Origin of the sequence: Kitasatospora sp. NPDC088160 (assembly GCF_044741445.1) — a bacterium.
Taxonomy (GTDB): Bacteria; Actinomycetota; Actinomycetes; order Streptomycetales; family Streptomycetaceae; genus Kitasatospora.
In genome coordinates, this window is the sequence record NZ_JBIUSS010000004.1 from 224045 (window position 1) to 240955 (window position 16911).

Here is a 16911-nt window from a genome sequence, read left to right on the forward strand (position 1 = left end):
CTCCGCGCGGCCGGCCCCCCGCGCGGGAAACCCACCCACCCCCCCCCGCCCCCCCGGGGGGGCCGGGCCCCCCCCCGCGGGGGGCCGGGCGGGGGGGGGGGGGGGGGCGCGCCCGCGGCGGCCCCCGCCCCTCAGTGCCTCACTCTCCGGCGCAGGTCACACCATGCCCAGCGCGTACGCGGCGAACAGCGCCGCACCCGCCGCGGCCAGCGCCTTCCCGGCCCGGGAGAAGGCCGTCCACGGCCCGTCGAACCGCCGGGTGAACCACCCGATCGCCACCAGCACGGCCGCGAACAGCGGAAGCAGCGCCACCCGGGCGGCCACCCAGCCGATCGAGTCCGGCGCGGTGGTCAGCCCCGGTACGGCGCCCAGGCCGGCCGCGCCGGGCACCGCCACCGCGAGCATCGCGCTCTGGTGCCAGCAGAAGATCGTCATCGCCGAGAGGTTGACCACCACCACCGGCAGCCACAGCAGCGGGCGGCGGGTCAGCAGCCGGCCCAGCCGCTCCCGCAGCAGCACCGCGGCGCCGCACTGCGTCGCCGCCAGGGCCAGCACCAGCAGGGACGGCGGGTGCGAGTTGGTCCGCTCCATCCCGGGCACCCCGACCATGCTGGCCGGGTAGTGGAACGCCAGCAGCAGCGTGGCGAACAGCGCGCCGCCGCCGACCAGCAGCACCCGGGCCACCGGGCGGCCGAGCCGGCCCTGCGCCCACAGCACGCCCAGCTGGTAGCCGAACAGCCAGCCCGGCAGGATGTTCAACAGTCCGACCCAGGACGGCACCGCCTCCGCCCACGGCCCGTACCGCAGCAGGTCGACCGCGGCGACGGCGGCCACCAGGACGCCCGCCGACCAGCCGCCCAGCCGGCGCCCGGCCGCCACGCACAGCGGGGTGAGCGCGGTCAGCCCCAGGTAGACCGCGATGTACCAGAGCGGCTGCACCACCAGCGTCGCGCCGGTCCGCACGGTGTCGCCGGGGACACCGAGCGCGGGCAGCAGCGCGATCAGCAGCGCCCAGACGGCCGTCACCCCCAGCACCGGGCGCAGCAGCCGCACCGACCGGCCGCGCAGCCAGCCCGGGTACGTCACGCCCTTGGCCCGGGCCCGCTCCAGCGACTGGACCGAGGAGTGGCCGCCGACCAGGAAGAACACCCCGAGCATCTGGAGCACCCAGCTGATCGGGGCGAGGCCGCCGAGCGAGGAGAGCGGGCTCGCGTTGTGCAGGGCGCCGTCGGCGGAGAGCGTGAAGCCGCCGAGCAGCCAGTGCCCGACCGGCACGGCGAGCAGGGCGAGGGCGCGCAGCCCGTCCAGGGCGCGGTCGCGGGTCTCGGGGGTGCGGGCGTCGACCTGGTGGGCGGCGCGGCGCAGGGCGGTCAGCGGGTGGGCCATGGCGGTGCTCCTTTCGGTGAGGCGGTCAGCGGTCAGCGGTCAGCGGTCAGCGGTCAGCGGTCAGCGGTCGAGGCCGAGGCCGAGGGCGATGGCGGCGAAGGCGGTGAGCGAGGCGGTGCCGGGGGCGAAGTAGCCGGCGTGGCCCTCGGATCCGGTGGCGGGCAGCGGGTGGGCGCCGAAGCCGGGGGCGGTGGGGTCGGCGCCGTGGCCGAGGCCGAGCACCGAGACGTAGGGGACCCGGCCGATCCAGTCGGAGTCGTTGCGGGCGGTGGCCCAGAGCGGGACGCGCGGGTCGAGGGCGGCGGCCGAGCCGACGCCCATCCCGGGAGAGCCGAGGACGACCACGCCGGAGGCCTGGTCGGGCCCGGGGCGGGCCAGCCCGCAGACCACCGAGCCGTAGCTGTGGCAGAACACCGTGGCCGGGGCCTGCGGACGGGTGCTGACGGCGAGTCCGTCGAGCAGTCGGGTGAGCCGCGCGGCCCCGGCCCGGGCCAGGTCCTCGGTGGCGGCGCCCAGGCCGATCCCGACCGGGGTGGTGTAGCCGGTCCAGGCGATGACGGCGGTCTGCCGGTCGGTGGCCTGGTAGAGCGAGCGGGCCATGCCGGCGGGGGTGCCGTACGAGCCGGGGGAGCGGTCGAAGTTCTCCAGGTCGTTGTCCGAGCCGGGGACGACGACGGCGGTGCGGGGGGCGGCGGGGGGGGGGGCGCCCCCCCCCCGGGGCCCCCCCCCGCCGCCCCGGGGGGCCCCCCCCGAAGGGCCGGGGGCGCCCCGGGCGGGCGGGGGGGGGGGCGGCGGGGGCCCCCCCGGGGGGCGCCGGCGGGGGGGCCCCCGGGGGGGGGGGGGGGGGGGGGGGCGGGGCCGCCCACCCCCGGGGCCCCCCCCCCGCGGCCGCGCGGGTCGAAGACGAGGATCCGGCGGTCGCCGTCCAGCAGGGCGCGGTAGCGCTCGGCGCGGGTGCGGGCCTGCTCGTGGTCCTGCGGGGTGAGCGCCGGGTCGGTGGCTCGGGCGAGTTCGCGGCCGAGCTCCGCGGTGAGGGCCAGCGTGTTGGCCCGGTACCGGAGTTGGACCGGGGCGCCGTCCAGGTTGCCGACCACCAGTGGGTGCCGGACGGCCAGCGCGTCCTGCTGGGCGGGCGTCAACTCGGCGAAGAAAGCGGCGACTTCGGCCGGGGTGGCGGTGGCCGGGTCGGGCGGGTGGACGCCGAGCGCGGTGTCGGCCACCCAGGCGGCGCTGCCCGGCGGCGGGCCGGTGACGGCCTGTTGGGCATCCGTGGAGAAGCCGCCGAGACCGAGCACCGCGGCCAGCATCACCGTACTGGCCGCGATGGCTCTCTTGACCCGAAACTTCCCCATGTCCGGCCCCTCCCTCGTCCGTTCGACTTCGACGGAAAGGAAGGTAGAAATGCGACGGCCCCGCGGACGTCACACCGCGGGGCCAACTCCCGGGTGCTACCGGGGTACTACTCGGGGTATCGCTCGGGGTACCACGGGGGTGCCGCCCGGGTGGCGGTGGCCGGGAGCACCGGCCCGGCGGGCGTCACTGGCCCGGCGTCACGAGGCCGGACTCGTAGGCGAGGACGACGGCCTGGGCGCGGTCGCGCAGGTCGAGCTTGGCGAGGATGCGCCCGATGTGGGTCTTGACGGTCTGCTCGGCCAGGACCAGCCGGCCGGCTATCTCCTGGTTGGACAGGCCGCGGGCGATCAGCTCCAGCACCTCGGTCTCGCGCGGGGTGAGGCCGTTGAGCCGCAGTTTGGGGTCCCGCCGCCGGGCCGGCCGGTTGCGGGCGAAGTCCTCGATCAGCCGGCGGGTCACCGAGGGGGCGAGCAGCGCCTCGCCGGCCGAGACCACCCGGACCGCGGAGATCAGGTCGGCCGGCGGGGCGTCCTTGAGCAGGAAGCCGCTGGCCCCGGCGCGCAGCGCCTCGTACACGTAGTCGTCCACGTCGAAGGTGGTCAGCATCATCACCTTGGGCCGGTGCGCGCCGGGGACGGCGGGGTCGAGCAGTCGGCGGGCGGCCTCCAGGCCGTCCATGACGGGCATGCGGACGTCCATCAGCACCAGGTCCGGGTGGGTGCGGCCGCTCACCTCCAGGGCCTGCGCGCCGTCCGCCGCGTCCCCCACCACGTCGATGTCGCTCTGGGCGTTGAGCAGGGCGGCGAAGCCGGCCCGCACCATGGCCTGGTCGTCGACGATGATCACGCGGATGGTCATGCGGGCTTCTCCCGGGGGGTTTCGAGGGGCAGGACGGCGGCGACCTTGTAGCCGCCGTCCGGCATCGGGCCGGTCTCCAGCCTGCCACCGACCAGCCGGGCGCGTTCCCGCATTCCGATCAGTCCCTGTCCGGTGCCCTCCATGGAGGCCTCCAGCGACTCGGTGTGCTGGGGCGGGGGCGTGTTCACCACGGTCAGCAGCAGGGTGGCGCCCTCGTCGACCAGGGATATCCGGGCCCGCGAACCGGGCGCGTGGCGCACCACGTTGGCCAGCGCCTCCTGCACGATCCGGTACGCGGACAGGCCGACGGCCTTCGGCACCGCCTCGGCCAGCCCCGGATCCACCGTCAGCTCGGCCGGGACCCCGGCCCGCCCCACCGTCTCGATCAGCTGCGGCAGTTGCTCGATCCCGGGCTGCGGCACCTTCTCGGCGGCGGACTCCTCGCTGCGCAGCACGCCCAGCAGCCGGCGCATCTCGGTCAGCGACTCGCGGGCGGTGCCGGCGATGGCGGTGAACTCCTCGGTGGCCGCGGCCGGTACGCCGGTGATCCGGTACGGCGCGCTGGCCGCCTGCACGGCGATCACCGACATGTGGTGGGCGACCACGTCGTGCAGTTCCCTCGCGATCCGGGCGCGCTCCTCCAGCAGGGTGCGCCGCTCGCGTTCGGCCTCGCTGATGTGCTCCTGTTCGGCGAGCAGCCGGCGGGCCTCGGTGCGGTCCTGGACGGCCCAGCCGAGCAGCAGGGCGGCGCCGCCGAGGGCGACCAGCAGCATGGTGGTGCCGTCGTCGGCGTGCGGGAAGCCGAGCGTGGTGGTGAGGAGGGTGAGCAGGATCGTCGCGATCCAGACCGCGATCAGGGTGGCCCGGCTCTCCCGCAGCGCGAGCGCGATCAGCAGGAAGACGTACGCCAGGACCATCGGCGCCGTCCACGGCCAGGTGCCGCCGAACTGGTGGTGCCGGGCGGTGATGGAGGCCGTGGTGACGAGGGTGGCCGCGCTGATCCACCAGGCGGCCAGCGGCCGGGTGATGGCGAGCAGCAGCGGTGCGGTCTGGGCGACGGTGAGCGCGCCGGCGATGGGCACGGCGACGCCGTAGAAGTCGACCAGCGCGACGATCCCGGTGGGGATCAGCGAGGCCTGCATGATCAGCGCGACGACGTACGGAAGCCGGCGCAGCCAGGCGCGGGGCGAGTCCCCGAGCAGCGGGGCGTACCCGCCGGTCGGGGTGGTGAGGTGGTGCCGGAGCGAGCGGAGCAGCCGGAGGGCCTGCGCGCGGACTTCGGTCGTGGTGATCGTCTTCATCGCGGGCCAGCCTAAGAGGGTGCCGTCCGCCCGTCGTCGCACTGGGGTCGAACATCGGAGTGCTACCGGAGTAGGGGGTGCTACCCGGGTACTACTGCTCCCGGCACGGTTCCGGGGCCGGGAGTGGTGCCCGCGGTACTACCGCGGGCCTGTACTACCGCGTGGCCGGTACTACTGCGTGGCCGGTACTACTGCGGGCCGGTGCGCCAGTGGCCGGCCAGGGCCGGGCCGAGCTGGTCGAAGTGGCGCTCGATGACGGCGACCATGCCCTCGGGCCCGGCGGGCTCCTGGTCGGGGGTCCAGGACAGGTGGGCGGCGCGCAGCACGCTGCCGAAGACGGCGGCGAGCACGGTGGGGCGCAGGTCCTCGGCCGGGTCGAGGCCCTCGCGCTCGGCGAGCACCCGGACGACCACCCGTTCCTGCTCGGTGACCCGGCGCAGGTGGGTGGCGAGCAGGGTGGGGGTCTCCTCGATCATCCGCATCAGTTCGAGGGCGGTGGTGATCGAGCGGGGGCCGCTGCGGTGTTCGGCGCCGAGTTCGCGCCAGGACTGGACGATCGCGGCGCGCAGGGCCTGGAGCGGGGACTCGTGGGCCGGGCGGCGGCACAGGCACTCGATGAAGTAGTCCTCGGCGTCGGCCATCACGGCGAGCGCGACCTCGTCCTTGTTGGCGAAGTAGCGGAAGAAGGTGCGCTGGGAGACCTCGACGGCGGAGGCGATCTCGTCGACGGTGGTGCGGGCGAAGCCCTGGCCGAGGAAGAGCACGTGGGCGGCCTGGACGAGGGCGTCCCTGGTCTGCTGCTTCTTGCGCTCGCGCAGCCCTGGCAGCCGTTCGGGGGTGCCCGGGGCGGCGGTGGGGGTGGGGGTGCGAGCGGCCATGGCGGGGCCTTCCGAGCGCGTGCGGGCGGGGTGAGGAGCACAACCTTAGCGCTCTGACAAATGTCAGCCAGAGTCAGAAGTCAGTGTTTGCCGAATGTCAGTGGCTGACATAATCTGCCGGAAGTGGCGCTCGCCGACCGGGCACTCGTGGGGACGGGTGGGTCGCGGCGCCACGCCCACGTTCCGTTCTCTGCCACGCCCCCGGAGGGCCCCAGATGAGCCAGTCCGTCGTCAAGAACGCCAAGGCGGACGTCCCGCCGCAGCGCACGCCACCGGGCGGGGGAGGGCTCAAGGGGCACCCCTGGCTGACCCTGCTGACCGTCGCGGTCGGCGTGATGATGGTCGCCCTGGACGGCACGATCGTCGCCATCGCCAACCCCGTCATCCAGGCGGACCTGAAGGCCGCGCCCTCCGAGATCCAGTGGGTGACCAGCGGCTACCTGCTGGCCCTGGCGGTCTTCCTGATCACGGCCGGCAAGATCGGCGACCGGTTCGGCCACAAGAACACCTTCCTGGTCGGCGCCGTCGGCTTCGCCGCCACCTCGGCCGCGATCGGCTTCGCCGGCAACATCCAGACCGTGATCGCCTTCCGGGTGCTCCAGGGCCTGTTCGGCGCGCTGCTCCAGCCGGCCGCGCTCGGCCTGCTGCGCGGCGCCTTCCCGGCCGAGAAGCTCAACATGGCGATCGGCATCTGGGGCGGTGTGATCGGCGCCTCGACCGCGGCCGGCCCGATCGTCGGCGGCCTGCTGGTCGAGCACGTCAACTGGGAGTCGGTCTTCTTCATCAACATCCCGGTCGGCCTGATCGCGCTCGGCCTCGGCCTGTGGATCCTCAAGGACGTGCGGGCCGAGAAGGCCGCCAAGTCCTTCGACCTGCCCGGGATCGCGCTGCTCTCGGTGGCGATGTTCGCGCTGGTCTTCGGCATCATCAAGGCCCCCGAGTGGGGCTGGGGCGACGCCCGCACGCTGCTGTTCCTGGGCGGCGCGGTGGTCCTGATGGTGCTCTTCGCGTTCTGGCAGGCCCGGGCGAAGGAGCCGCTGATCCCGCTCAGCCTGTTCCGTTCGGTGCCGCTGTCGGCGGGCACCCTGCTGATGGTGCTGATGGCCTTCGCGTTCTTCGGCGCGATCTTCTTCGTGACCTTCTACCTGCAGAACGTGCACGGGATGTCGCCGGTGTCGGCCGGTGTCCACCTGCTGCCGATGACCGGCATGATGATCATCGGTTCGCCGGTGGCGGGCATCGCGATCGGCAAGCTCGGCCCGCGGATCCCGATCGTGGCCGGCATGCTGATCACCACCACCGCGATGTTCGGCATGTCCACCCTGGACGCGGGCTCCGGCACCGGCGTGATGTCGCTCTGGTTCGTCCTGATGGGCCTCGGCATCAGCCCGGTCATGGTCGGCGCCACCGAGGTGATCGTCGGCAACGCCCCGCTGGAGCTGTCCGGTGTGGCCGGCGGCCTCCAGCAGGCCGCGATGCAGGTCGGCGGCAGCCTCGGCACCGCGGTGCTCGGCGCGCTGATGGCCGCCAAGGTCACTGACGTGCTGCCGGGCAACTGGGCCCGGGCCGGCCTGCCGCCGGTCCAGGGCGCCGAGGCCGAGGGCCTCAAGCAGGCCGCGCAGCTCGGCATCGCCCCGCCGGCCCCGGCCGGCACCCCGCAGCAGGCGGTGGACGCGATGGCCGGCGCCGTGCACGACTCCTTCGTCAGCGGCATGTCGCTCGCCTTCGCGGTCGCCGCCGTGGTGGCCTTCGGCGCCGCCGTGCTCGGCCTGCTCACCCGCCGCGGCACCGTCGACGCGGGCCCGGCCGTCCACATCTGATCCCGCGCGGCCGACGGCCGACGACCAGCGGCCCCGGACTCGATGGAGTCCGGGGCCGCTGCGTGCCCTCATCCGCCGCCGCGGGCCGGTGGGACCAGCGGGACCCGCTCGGGTGCACCCGGGAACGCCGAAGGGCCGGACCTCCGTGCTTGGAGGCCCGGCCCTTCAGGGTCTAGCGGGTGATCAGGCGTCGCCGCCGGCGGCGCCCGGGTCGGCCGCGGCCACGTCGAGCAGCTGGTAGCGGTCGATCGCGTCCTTCAGCGCGCTGCGGTCGATCTTGCCCTGCTTGGCGAGCTCGGTGAGCACCGCCAGGACGACCGACTGCGCGTCGATGTGGAAGAAGCGACGCGCCGCACCGCGGGTGTCGGCGAAGCCGAACCCGTCGGCACCCAGCGACTGGTACTGACCGGGCACCCAGCGGGAGATCTGGTCCGGCACCGCGCGCATCCAGTCGGACACGGCGACGACCGGGCCCTCGGCACCCTGGAGCTTCTGGGTGACGTACGGCACGCGCTGCTGCTCCTCGGGGTGCAGCAGGTTGAACTCCTCGGCCTCCACCGCGTCGCGGCGCAGCTCGTTCCAGGAGGTCGCGGACCAGACGTCGGCCTTGACGTTCCACTCCTCGGCGAGGATGCGCTGGGCCTCCAGGGCCCACGGCACGGCCACGCCGGAGGCGAGGATCTGGGCCGGGATCTGGCCGGCGGTGCCCGGCGCGTACTTGTGCAGACCCTTGAGGATGCCCTCGACGTCCACGTTCTCGGGCTCGGCCGGCATCTTGATCGGCTCGTTGTAGACGGTCATGTAGTAGAACACGTCCTCGCCGTGCGGGTGCTCGGCACTGGTGCCGTACATCCGCCGCAGACCGTCCTGGACGATGTGCGCGATCTCGAAGCCGTACGCCGGGTCGTACGCGACGACGCCGGGGTTGGTCGAGGCCAGCAGCTGCGAGTGGCCGTCGGCGTGCTGGAGGCCCTCGCCGGTCAGCGTGGTGCGGCCGGCGGTGGCGCCGATGACGAAGCCGCGGGCCAGCTGGTCGGCCATCTGCCAGAACTGGTCGCCGGTGCGCTGGAACCCGAACATCGAGTAGAAGACGTACACCGGGATCAGCGGCTCGCCGTGGGTGGCGTAGGAGGAGCCGGCGGCGATCAGCGAGGCGGTGCAGCCGGCCTCGGAGATGCCGTCGTGCAGCATCTGGCCGGTCGGCGACTCCTTGTAGGCCAGCAGCAGGTCGCGGTCGACCGACTCGTAGGTCTGGCCGAGCGGGTTGTAGATCTTCGCCGACGGGAAGAGCGAGTCCATGCCGAAGGTGCGGTACTCGTCGGGCGCGATCGGCACGAAGCGGTTGCCGATGCCCTTGTCCCGCATGAGGTCCTTGAGCACCCGGACGAACGCCATGGTGGTGGCGATGGTCTGGTTGCCGGAGCCCTTCTTGACCGCCTTGTACGCGTCGTCGCCGGGCAGTTCCAGCTGACGCGGGCGCACCTTGCGGGTCGGCACGTAGCCGCCCAGCTCGCTGCGGCGGTCGTGCATGTACTGGATCTCTTCCGAGTCGCGGCCCGGGTGGTAGTAGGGCGGGTAGCCCTCGTCCAGTTGCTTGTCGGTGATCGGCAGGTGCAGCCGGTCGCGGAAGCGCTTCAGGTCCTCGACCGTCAGCTTCTTCATCTGGTGGGTGGCGTTGCGGCCCTCGAAGTTGGGGCCGAGCGTCCAGCCCTTGACCGTCTGGGCGAGGATGACCGTCGGCTGGCCCTTGTGCTCGCGGGCCGCCTTGAACGCCGCGTAGATCTTCTTGTGGTCGTGGCCGCCGCGACCCAGGTGCTGGACCTGCTGGTCGGTCATGCTCTCGACCATCTTGCGCAGGCGCAGGTCGCTGCCGAAGAAGTGCTCGCGGATGTACTGACCGGTCTCGGTGGCGTAGGTCTGGAACTGGCCGTCCACCGTGGTGTTCAGCTTGTTGACCAGGACGCCGTCGCGGTCCTGCGCGAGCAGCGGGTCCCAGCTGCGGTCCCAGACCAGCTTGATCACGTTCCAGCCGGCGCCCCGGAACTGGGACTCCAGCTCCTGGATGATCTTGCCGTTGCCGCGGACCGGGCCGTCCAGGCGCTGCAGGTTGCAGTTGACCACGAAGGTCAGGTTGTCGAGGCCCTCGCGCGAGGCCAGCGACAGCTGGCCCAGCGACTCCGGCTCGTCCATCTCGCCGTCGCCGAGGAAGGCGTAGACGTGCGAGTCGGAGGTGTCCTTGATCCCGCGGTGCTCCAGGTAGCGGTTCATCCGGGCCTGGTAGATCGCGCCGAGCGGGCCGAGGCCCATGGACACGGTCGGGAACTCCCAGAAGTCCGGCATCAGCCGCGGGTGCGGGTAGCTGGAGAGGCCGTACGGGGCCTTCGACTTCTCCTGGCGGAACGCGTCGAGCTGCTGCTCGGACAGTCGGTCCAGCAGGAACGCGCGGGCGTAGATGCCGGGGGAGGCGTGGCCCTGGAAGAAGATCTGGTCGCCGGACTCGCCCTCGGCGTCCTTGCCGCGGAAGAAGTAGTTGAAGCCGACGTCGTACAGCGACGCGGAGGAGGCGAAGGTGGCGATGTGCCCGCCCACGCCGATGCCCGGGCGCTGTGCCCGGGAGACCATCACGGCCGCGTTCCAGCGGGTCGCGTTGAGGATCTTTCGCTCGATCTCCTCGTTGCCGGGGAAGAACGGCTCGTCCTTGGTCGCGATGGTGTTGACGTAGTCCGTGCTGCGCATCTCGGGCACGGCGACACGCTTCTCGCGGGCGCGCTCGATCAGGCGGAGCATCAGGTAGCGGGCGCGCTCGCGCCCCCGCTCGTCGATGGCCGCGTCAAGCGACTCCAGCCATTCCGCGGTCTCCTCGGGATCGAAGTCCGGGACCTGACTCGGAAGGCCGCCAATGATGATCGGGTTGCGATCGGATCCGGAAGCCACGCTGTTCCTTCACTGTCGGTCGAAACTGAGGTGTGTCGCGCCGCCTCCATCGTGCTACCGCGCTCGGAGATCCGTCATCTCTACCGATCGGTAACCGTTCCGCCTGGTGGGCGGGACGGTCTGGCGGTGCGCGGTCCGGGCGACTTCGCCCGCCCCGCACACCCCCGGGTGCTACGTACAGAGGTGGTCCGACCTGGTGTCCCGTCCGCCCGATGGCGGGCGGCCGGGGTGAGGGCCAACAGGAGACTCTACGCCCGCGCACGCGCGGACCCGAATGCCGTTCGTATCTCGGGCATCCGTACGCCCTGTGGGCCGGGACCACCCGAAGCATCCTTGTCTCATGCAGAGAAGGGCAAATCGGTGTGATTCCCGACACATCGAACGGCGTGTCCCCGCTGTGGCACGTCAACCTTTGGGGGGGATCGGGGGTCGGGTACTTGCGCGAACCGCCGCGCCCGTGTGGACTACGGCCACAGCCTCGGCATGGACGCCGGGCCGAATACTGGAGGTTATTCCCGTGAGCGCGACCGCGGACCCCGCGGACAAGTCCAACCCGGCGACCCGTCTCGGCTTCGAAGAGGGCCAGATCATCCAGGAGCTGGGGTACGACGACGACACTGACCAGGATCTCCGCGAAGGCATCGAGGAGCTCACCGGGACGGATCTCGTCGACGAGGACTACGACGACGTCGCCGACGCCGTCCTGCTGTGGCACCGCGACGACGACGGGGACCTCACCGACTCCCTCGTCGACGCCCTGGAGTACCTGGCCGAAGGCGGTCTGATCTGGCTGCTGACGCCCAAGACCGGGCGCGACGGCCACATCGAGGCGTCCGACATCGCGGACGCGGCCCGCACCGCCGGTCTCTCCCAGACCAGCTCGATCGCGGTCGCCAAGGACTGGGCGGCCACCCGGCTCGCCACCAAGTCCACGGCCAAGCCGGCCGGCAAGCGCTGAGCGGGCTCTGAGGCCCCGCACCGGGCCCCGCCGGAGGATCCCTCCGGCGGGGCCCGATCGTTTTCCGGGTCCGGAACCGGGGGCGGCGTCGCCCTCGTCGTCACGGAGCGTGGTCGCCCGGGGTCGCGTCCGCCCCGGGGCCGGCCCGGAAACGCGTTCGCCCAGGGCGAAAGCGGTGGAGCGCGCGGGTGCCGCCCTCATCCATTCGGCGGAACGTGCCCGAACGGATGCGAGGATGGCGCTGGCCGCGCCGCCCGCGCGGCGCGGTCGCGTCAGAAAGGTCACGTCCATGGCCATCGAGGTCGGCACCGAGGCTCCGGACTTCGAGCTCAACAACCAGCACGGCGAAGCGGTCCGCCTCTCCGACTTCCGGGGCGAGCGGAACGTCGTCCTGGTCTTCTACCCGTTCTCCTTCACCGGCGTCTGCACCGGCGAGCTCGGCGCCATCCAGCGGGAGCTGGCGCAGTTGCAGAACGACCGGGTCCAGGTGCTCGGCGTCTCCTGCGACTCGCAGTTCACCCAGCGCGTCTTCGCCGAGCGGGAGGGCCTGGAGTTCCCGCTGCTGGCCGACTTCTGGCCGCACGGCGAGGTCGCCCGCGCCTACGGCGTCCTCGACGAGCGGAAGGGCTGCCCCGTGCGCGGCACCTTCGTGATCGACACGGCGGGCACGGTGCGCTGGAGCGTCGTCAACGACCTCCCGGACGCCCGGGACGAGCAGGAGTACCTGAAGGCCCTCGGCGCCCTCTGAGGCCCCGCGTGGAGGCCCGTGGCGGTGGCCGTGGGCCCGGCCCCGCGAACTTCGAACAGCCGCGCCGGGCCCGTTCGCACGTCCGGACGGGAACCGCGCACTACGCTCGGTCCGTTGGCCGGGTGGGGCACGTGAGCCGCTCGCCGGCCGGCGCCTCGAACCGCACCACGGGGGCACCAGGGCGTGCCTCCCGATTCTTGGAGGACAAGTGGGTGTCAGCCTGAGCAAGGGCGGCAATGTCTCGCTCACCAAGGAGGCCCCGGGGCTTTCGGCCGTGGTCGTCGGCCTGGGCTGGGACGTCCGGACCACCACCGGGACGGACTTCGACCTGGACGCCAGCGCGCTGCTCTGCAACGAGCAGGGCAAGGTCGCCTCGGACGGGAACTTCGTCTTCTTCAACAACCTGAAGAGCGCGGACGGCTCCGTCGAGCACACCGGTGACAACCGCACCGGCGAGGGCGAGGGCGACGACGAGGCGATCAAGGTCAACCTGGCCGGCGTCCCGGCGGACGTGCAGAAGATCGTCTTCCCGGTCTCGATCTACGACGCCGAGAACCGCGGGCAGAACTTCGGCCAGGTCCGCAACGCGTTCATCCGCGTGGTGAACCAGGCCGACAACACGGAGCTGGCCCGCTACGACCTCTCCGAGGACGCCTCCACCGAGACCGCGATGGTCTTCGGCGAGCTGTACCGCAACGGCGCGGAGTGGAAGTTCCGGGCCATCGGCCAGGGCTACGCCTCCGGCCTGCGCGGCATCGCCCAGGACTTCGGCGTCAACGTCTGACCGGACGACATAGCACGGCGCTTTTGATCTGGCAAACATGCAGGTCAGAGGGGGTCTGTTCCTTTCGGTTCAGGCCCCCTTGCCGCTCCTGTGCTGGCTTGGTGCTGACCTGGAGGCACCCCTGATCACCCCTCGTCAGCCGTCCGGTGCTGACTTCGTACTGACTCCGGCGACGCTGGTGGTCAGGGCCGCCAGCCGCTTTGCAGTGCTGGTGATGTCGTACCGGCGCGCGTTGTCCAGCCCGGCTCGGATCAGGGCGTTGCGCCAGCACACGTCGCGGGCCAGCTCGTCGAGTGCGGACGCCAGGCTCGCCGGGTTGCTTGCCGTGAACGGGCTGCCGGCGTGACGCAGGGTCTCCGCCATTCCGGACAGGTTCGCGTAGACGACGGGGAGGCCGTGGGCCTGTGCCTCGATGGCCACCAGGCCGAACGCCTCGGAACCGGCGGTCGTGAAAACCAGGGCGTCGAACTCGGGCAGGCGCTGCCACAGCTCCTGGCGGGGCAGGAAGGGTACGAACTTCACCCGGTCCTGGATGCCGAGGGCGCGGGTGCGCTCGCGTAGTACTTCCTCCTCGGGGCCCTGGCCGATGATGGTCAGCCGGTGCGGCTGGCTTGTCATCGCGACGGCCTCGATGCCGGTCACCGCGGACTTGTTGGCGTCCAGGCGTCCGGCATACACCAGGGACAGCGGTCCGGTCCCGGCGGACGGGTACTCGCGTACCCGGATGTCGTCCAGGGAGATGCCCCAGGGGATCACGGAGATTCGGTCGACGCACCGCCTTCTGGTGAGCTGGTCGATTCGGCCGGCGAGGGCGGCGGTCGGGGCCACAACCGCGGCGCTCGCGGCAACGACCTCATGCAGCAGCTCGCGGTCCCGCTCGTCGCGCTCGGCGACGATCACCTCCGGGCCGTGGGCAATGGAAATCACCGGGATGCTGCCCGAGGCTCGGACGAGTGCCAGACTGAGAGCGAACCCGGGGTTCTGGGCGTGGATCACGTCGGGCCGGCTCTGCTCGATGAGCGCGCCGACCTCGCGGGTCAGCCGAGCAAGGTAGGCGTCGAATTCGGGGCCCTGGGGGCGTTTCGGCGTGGCCAGGGGGATCAGCTCGTCGAACGAGTAGTTCCAGGCCGGATCGACCGGTTCCCGGCCCAGGAACGTCGTGCTGAACTCCGGCATCGCCCCGTAGATGTCGTTCACGATGATCGTGCTCCCGGACGAGGGCCCGGAAGTCCGGTTGATGCCGGTCAGGATGCGGAGCTTGGCGGTCATGCAGCTACCTCGTTCATCTCGCGCTGACGGGGAGGCGCCCACCACGACGCCAGGTGCGGTGTGACGGTGGCCTGGATTTCCGTGACCGGGTGCAGAAAGCCCCTGGTGTCCCGCTCCGCCGTCCACACTCGGACCGACGCCCGGGGATAGGCAGGCTGGATTCCGATCTCCCCTTTTGGGAGGAGCCCATTGAAAGGGGTGGGAATTCCATGCTGATTCCAGAAGGCCCATGCCTCAAGGGCCTTGGCCTTCTCGAAGTAGTGGTACAGCTCCCCGTAACGGGGGAGGTAGCGGACCTCGCGGAAGAGCATCTGGCCGATCAGCCCGGGCGCGAACTCCTGGACCGTCCCGAGACCGGCGCCCTGAAAGCTGACCGCCGCCGCATCCTGGAGTGGGTGCAGTGCGGTCTGGGCGAGAAGGTGGGACAGCCGTCGCCGTACGTACTCGGCGGCTCCCGCGCTGAGACCCGGTTCGATCCCGCTGATCAGTCGGACGAGCCTGTCGTAACGCGGTGCGAAGCGGGACAGGTCGAACAGCGTGCCCATGGTGTCCACCGCGGAGAAGGCCAGCGCCTTGTAGAGCCGGCAGTTCAGCTCCCCGGCCTGGGCGAGGGACTTGGTCTCTGGGGCGGTGGAGTGGAGCATCAGGTACTCGGACAGAACTTCGAAGTACAGGTAGCCGAGGAACGGCACCATGACCACGGCCTCGGACAGCTGGTCGACGAACTCCGGTGCCGCGGTGGGACGGCCGGAGGCGTTGCGGAGGGCGAGGTCGAGGAACTCGGCGGCCCCGCGCAGGCCGGCCAGCACGATGCGGTCGATCCGGCTGGTCTCGGCCGGGGTGAGGAAGCTCCGGTAGTGCCGGTAGATCCGCAGGTGGATCGCGCCGAGATGCAGGTAGTCAACGCCCAGGGGCCGGATCGGGGCGTCCGGGGTGACCTCGAAGATCAAGGGCCGGGTGGAGGGCTTCGTCTCCATCAGGTAGGCCCCGAGGTTGTGAGGCCGCAGTCCCTCGCGCTCGGCTGTGAGGGGCGAGCAGTACAGGGCCCCGACCAGGCAGCCGGAGGAGACGTGAAGCTGTCGGCCGGCCTGGATGGCGTCCAGGCCCCGGGTGGTGTGCAGCAGGTTCAACGGTCGGCCGCTCACCAGTGCCGCGGTCAGGGCATTGTGCCGGAGCAGCCACCCGTTGGGGGTCGTCTCCAGGTACTGGCGCCAGTCGCTCTCGCTGTCGGTCAGCGAGGCGGGGGCGCGACGCTGCACGGGCAGCGAGAAGTCCGTGTGGGCCTGTTCCCATTCGGCGCGCAAGGAAGCTCCTGGAAGTGGAAGGCGGCAGGGAGTTCCGGGGAGGCTAGAGAACCTCGACGTTCGCGCCCGACAGCCGGTTTCGGCAGTCGAGGACGTAGGACGCGTATTCCTGGACCATGTCGAAGTTGAAGAGGGCGTGGTCCATGAGCAGTACCACCGCGTCGGCGCCGGCGATCTCCTCCGGGGTCGCGTCCACTCGGAGCACGGCCGGTTCCGTGTGGTCGCCCTCGGGGAGGTTGGGGTCGGCGCCGCGCACTTCGGCCCCCAGGTCGCGCAGAAGGCTGGCTACCCGCAGGGACGGCGATTCCCGAAGGTCGGTCGCGTTGGCCTTGTAGGTGAGGCCGAGCAGTAGAATCCGGGCGCCGTTGACGGGGATCCGTCGCTCATAGAGGGCGTCCAGGAGGCGCTCCACGACGTACTCAGGCATGCGCTGGTTCACCTCGGTGGCGAGTTCCACGAACCGGAAGGGGGTGCCCGTCTCCCGCTGGGCCTTCCAGGAGAGGAACACCGGGTCGATGGGCAGGCAGTGGCCACCGACTCCCGGCCCAGGGGTGAATCGTGTGAAGCCGAACGGCTTGGTCGCAGCGGCGTCGATCGCCTCCCAGAGGTTCACGCCGAGAGAAGGGGCGAGCATCGCCAGCTCGTTGATCATGGAGATGTTCACCAGCCGGAACGTGTTCTCCAACAACTTGGCCAGCTCGGCGACCTCGGGGCTGGAGACCGGCACCGTGATGTCGAACACGGTGTCGTAGAAGCCCTTGATGGCGTCGAGGGACTTCGCGTCGATCCCAGAGACCAGCTTGGGCGTCTCCTCGAACGAGAACCGCTTGCTGCCGGGGGTGATGCGCTCGGGGCTGAACCCGACCAGGAAGTCCCCCGCCCGCAGGCCCGACGCCTCTTCCAGGATCGGCACCAGCAGTTCCCGCGTGGTGCCCGGGTAGCTGGTGGACTCCAGAACCACGGCCGCGCCCGAGCGCAGCTGTCCGCCCAGCGTTCGGGCGCAGGACTCGACGAAGGAGAGGTCCGGTGCACCGTCGCGCAGCGGCGTCGGCACGGTGATCACCGCGATGTCGTAGCCGCCGGCCAGCGAGGTGGCGTCGGTGGTCACGGAGTAGGCCCCGGAGTCCAGCACCGCGCGCAACTGGACGGAGGTCACGTCCTGTACGAACGACTCACCGGCGGCGAGCCGCTTGGTACGGTGCTGGTCGACGTCGTAGCCGACGACGCGATGGCCGCGCTCGGCGGCCCGCACAGCGAGCGGCAGACCGACGTAGCCTTGTCCGCCGATAACAACCCTCATGACGACTCCAACCGGGTA

The 16911-nt window shown here is 71.7% G+C and carries 12 protein-coding genes and 1 pseudogene; 4 read left to right on the forward strand and 9 right to left on the reverse strand.

Going from position 1 to position 16911, the window contains the following annotated elements:
• Positions 1–156: 156 nt before the first annotated feature.
• From ACIOGZ_RS07840 to ACIOGZ_RS07860, 5 genes and pseudogenes are all read right to left on the reverse strand, one after another.
• Positions 157–1386: an acyltransferase gene (locus ACIOGZ_RS07840; RefSeq protein ID WP_363586289.1), complete on the reverse strand. Its 1230-nt coding sequence runs from the start codon at positions 1384–1386 to the stop codon at positions 157–159.
• A gap of 60 nt (positions 1387–1446) precedes the next feature.
• A pseudogene (locus ACIOGZ_RS07845) lies at positions 1447–2079 on the reverse strand (alpha/beta hydrolase); the annotation flags it as partial.
• A gap of 843 nt (positions 2080–2922) precedes the next feature.
• On the reverse strand, positions 2923–3597 hold the full coding sequence (locus tag ACIOGZ_RS07850; protein WP_063347446.1) for a response regulator transcription factor: 675 nt from the start codon (positions 3595–3597) through the stop codon (positions 2923–2925).
• The gene (locus tag ACIOGZ_RS07855; RefSeq protein ID WP_363580684.1) at positions 3594–4898 is read right to left on the reverse strand and encodes a sensor histidine kinase; all 1305 of its coding nucleotides are present in this window, start codon (positions 4896–4898) and stop codon (positions 3594–3596) included. The genes ACIOGZ_RS07850 and ACIOGZ_RS07855 overlap by 4 nt, the downstream gene beginning before the upstream one ends.
• A 188-nt stretch (positions 4899–5086) precedes the next feature.
• Positions 5087–5776, reverse strand: a complete 690-nt coding sequence (locus ACIOGZ_RS07860) for a TetR family transcriptional regulator (RefSeq protein WP_363580686.1) — start codon at positions 5774–5776, stop codon at positions 5087–5089.
• A gap of 215 nt (positions 5777–5991) precedes the next feature.
• Here ACIOGZ_RS07860 and ACIOGZ_RS07865 point away from each other — a divergent pair, with 215 nt between their 5' ends.
• Positions 5992–7596 (forward strand): MFS transporter, encoded by a 1605-nt coding sequence (locus ACIOGZ_RS07865; protein ID WP_363580688.1) that lies wholly within the window; start codon positions 5992–5994, stop codon positions 7594–7596.
• A gap of 183 nt (positions 7597–7779) precedes the next feature.
• Here ACIOGZ_RS07865 and aceE read toward each other — a convergent pair whose 3' ends face one another.
• Positions 7780–10530, reverse strand: coding sequence for a pyruvate dehydrogenase (acetyl-transferring), homodimeric type (gene aceE / locus ACIOGZ_RS07870; RefSeq protein WP_400985195.1), 2751 nt, complete (start codon positions 10528–10530; stop codon positions 7780–7782).
• Positions 10531–11047: 517 nt separating this feature from the next.
• Here aceE and ACIOGZ_RS07875 point away from each other — a divergent pair.
• From ACIOGZ_RS07875 to ACIOGZ_RS07885, 3 genes are all read left to right on the forward strand, one after another.
• The gene (locus ACIOGZ_RS07875; RefSeq protein WP_363580692.1) at positions 11048–11488 is read left to right on the forward strand and encodes a DUF3052 domain-containing protein; all 441 of its coding nucleotides are present in this window, start codon (positions 11048–11050) and stop codon (positions 11486–11488) included.
• A 289-nt stretch (positions 11489–11777) separates the two neighbouring features.
• On the forward strand, positions 11778–12236 hold the full coding sequence (locus tag ACIOGZ_RS07880; RefSeq protein WP_363580694.1) for a peroxiredoxin: 459 nt from the start codon (positions 11778–11780) through the stop codon (positions 12234–12236).
• Positions 12237–12444: 208 nt separating this feature from the next.
• The gene (locus ACIOGZ_RS07885) at positions 12445–13020 is read left to right on the forward strand and encodes a TerD family protein (protein WP_363580696.1); all 576 of its coding nucleotides are present in this window, start codon (positions 12445–12447) and stop codon (positions 13018–13020) included.
• Positions 13021–13155: 135 nt separating this feature from the next.
• On the opposite strand, the gene ACIOGZ_RS07890 is transcribed toward ACIOGZ_RS07885, so the two are convergent.
• Genes ACIOGZ_RS07890 through ACIOGZ_RS07900 form a run of 3 tightly spaced genes read right to left on the reverse strand, consistent with a single transcriptional unit; the run spans position 13156 to position 16893 of the window.
• A complete protein-coding gene (locus ACIOGZ_RS07890) occupies positions 13156–14289 on the reverse strand; it encodes a glycosyltransferase family 4 protein (RefSeq protein ID WP_400985197.1) in 1134 nt (377 codons plus the stop codon).
• On the reverse strand, positions 14286–15593 hold the full coding sequence (locus ACIOGZ_RS07895) for a hypothetical protein (RefSeq protein WP_400985199.1): 1308 nt from the start codon (positions 15591–15593) through the stop codon (positions 14286–14288). The genes ACIOGZ_RS07890 and ACIOGZ_RS07895 overlap by 4 nt, the downstream gene beginning before the upstream one ends.
• Before the next feature lie 43 nt (positions 15594–15636).
• The gene (locus tag ACIOGZ_RS07900) at positions 15637–16893 is read right to left on the reverse strand and encodes a nucleotide sugar dehydrogenase (RefSeq protein WP_400985201.1); all 1257 of its coding nucleotides are present in this window, start codon (positions 16891–16893) and stop codon (positions 15637–15639) included.
• Positions 16894–16911: the final 18 nt, after the last annotated feature.

Excerpts from the sequence above, each read along its gene's own strand:
- ACIOGZ_RS07840 (WP_363586289.1), bottom strand. The coding sequence starts at position 1,386 with ATGGCCCACCCGCTGACCGCCCTGCGCCGCGCCGCCCACCAGGTCGAC.
- ACIOGZ_RS07850 (WP_063347446.1), bottom strand. The coding sequence starts at position 3,597 with ATGACCATCCGCGTGATCATCGTCGACGACCAGGCCATGGTGCGGGCC.
- ACIOGZ_RS07855 (WP_363580684.1), bottom strand. The coding sequence starts at position 4,898 with ATGAAGACGATCACCACGACCGAAGTCCGCGCGCAGGCCCTCCGGCTG.
- ACIOGZ_RS07860 (WP_363580686.1), bottom strand. The coding sequence starts at position 5,776 with ATGGCCGCTCGCACCCCCACCCCCACCGCCGCCCCGGGCACCCCCGAA.
- ACIOGZ_RS07865 (WP_363580688.1), top strand. The coding sequence starts at position 5,992 with ATGAGCCAGTCCGTCGTCAAGAACGCCAAGGCGGACGTCCCGCCGCAG.
- ACIOGZ_RS07880 (WP_363580694.1), top strand. The coding sequence starts at position 11,778 with ATGGCCATCGAGGTCGGCACCGAGGCTCCGGACTTCGAGCTCAACAAC.
- ACIOGZ_RS07890 (WP_400985197.1), bottom strand. The coding sequence starts at position 14,289 with ATGACCGCCAAGCTCCGCATCCTGACCGGCATCAACCGGACTTCCGGG.
- ACIOGZ_RS07900 (WP_400985201.1), bottom strand. The coding sequence starts at position 16,893 with ATGAGGGTTGTTATCGGCGGACAAGGCTACGTCGGTCTGCCGCTCGCT.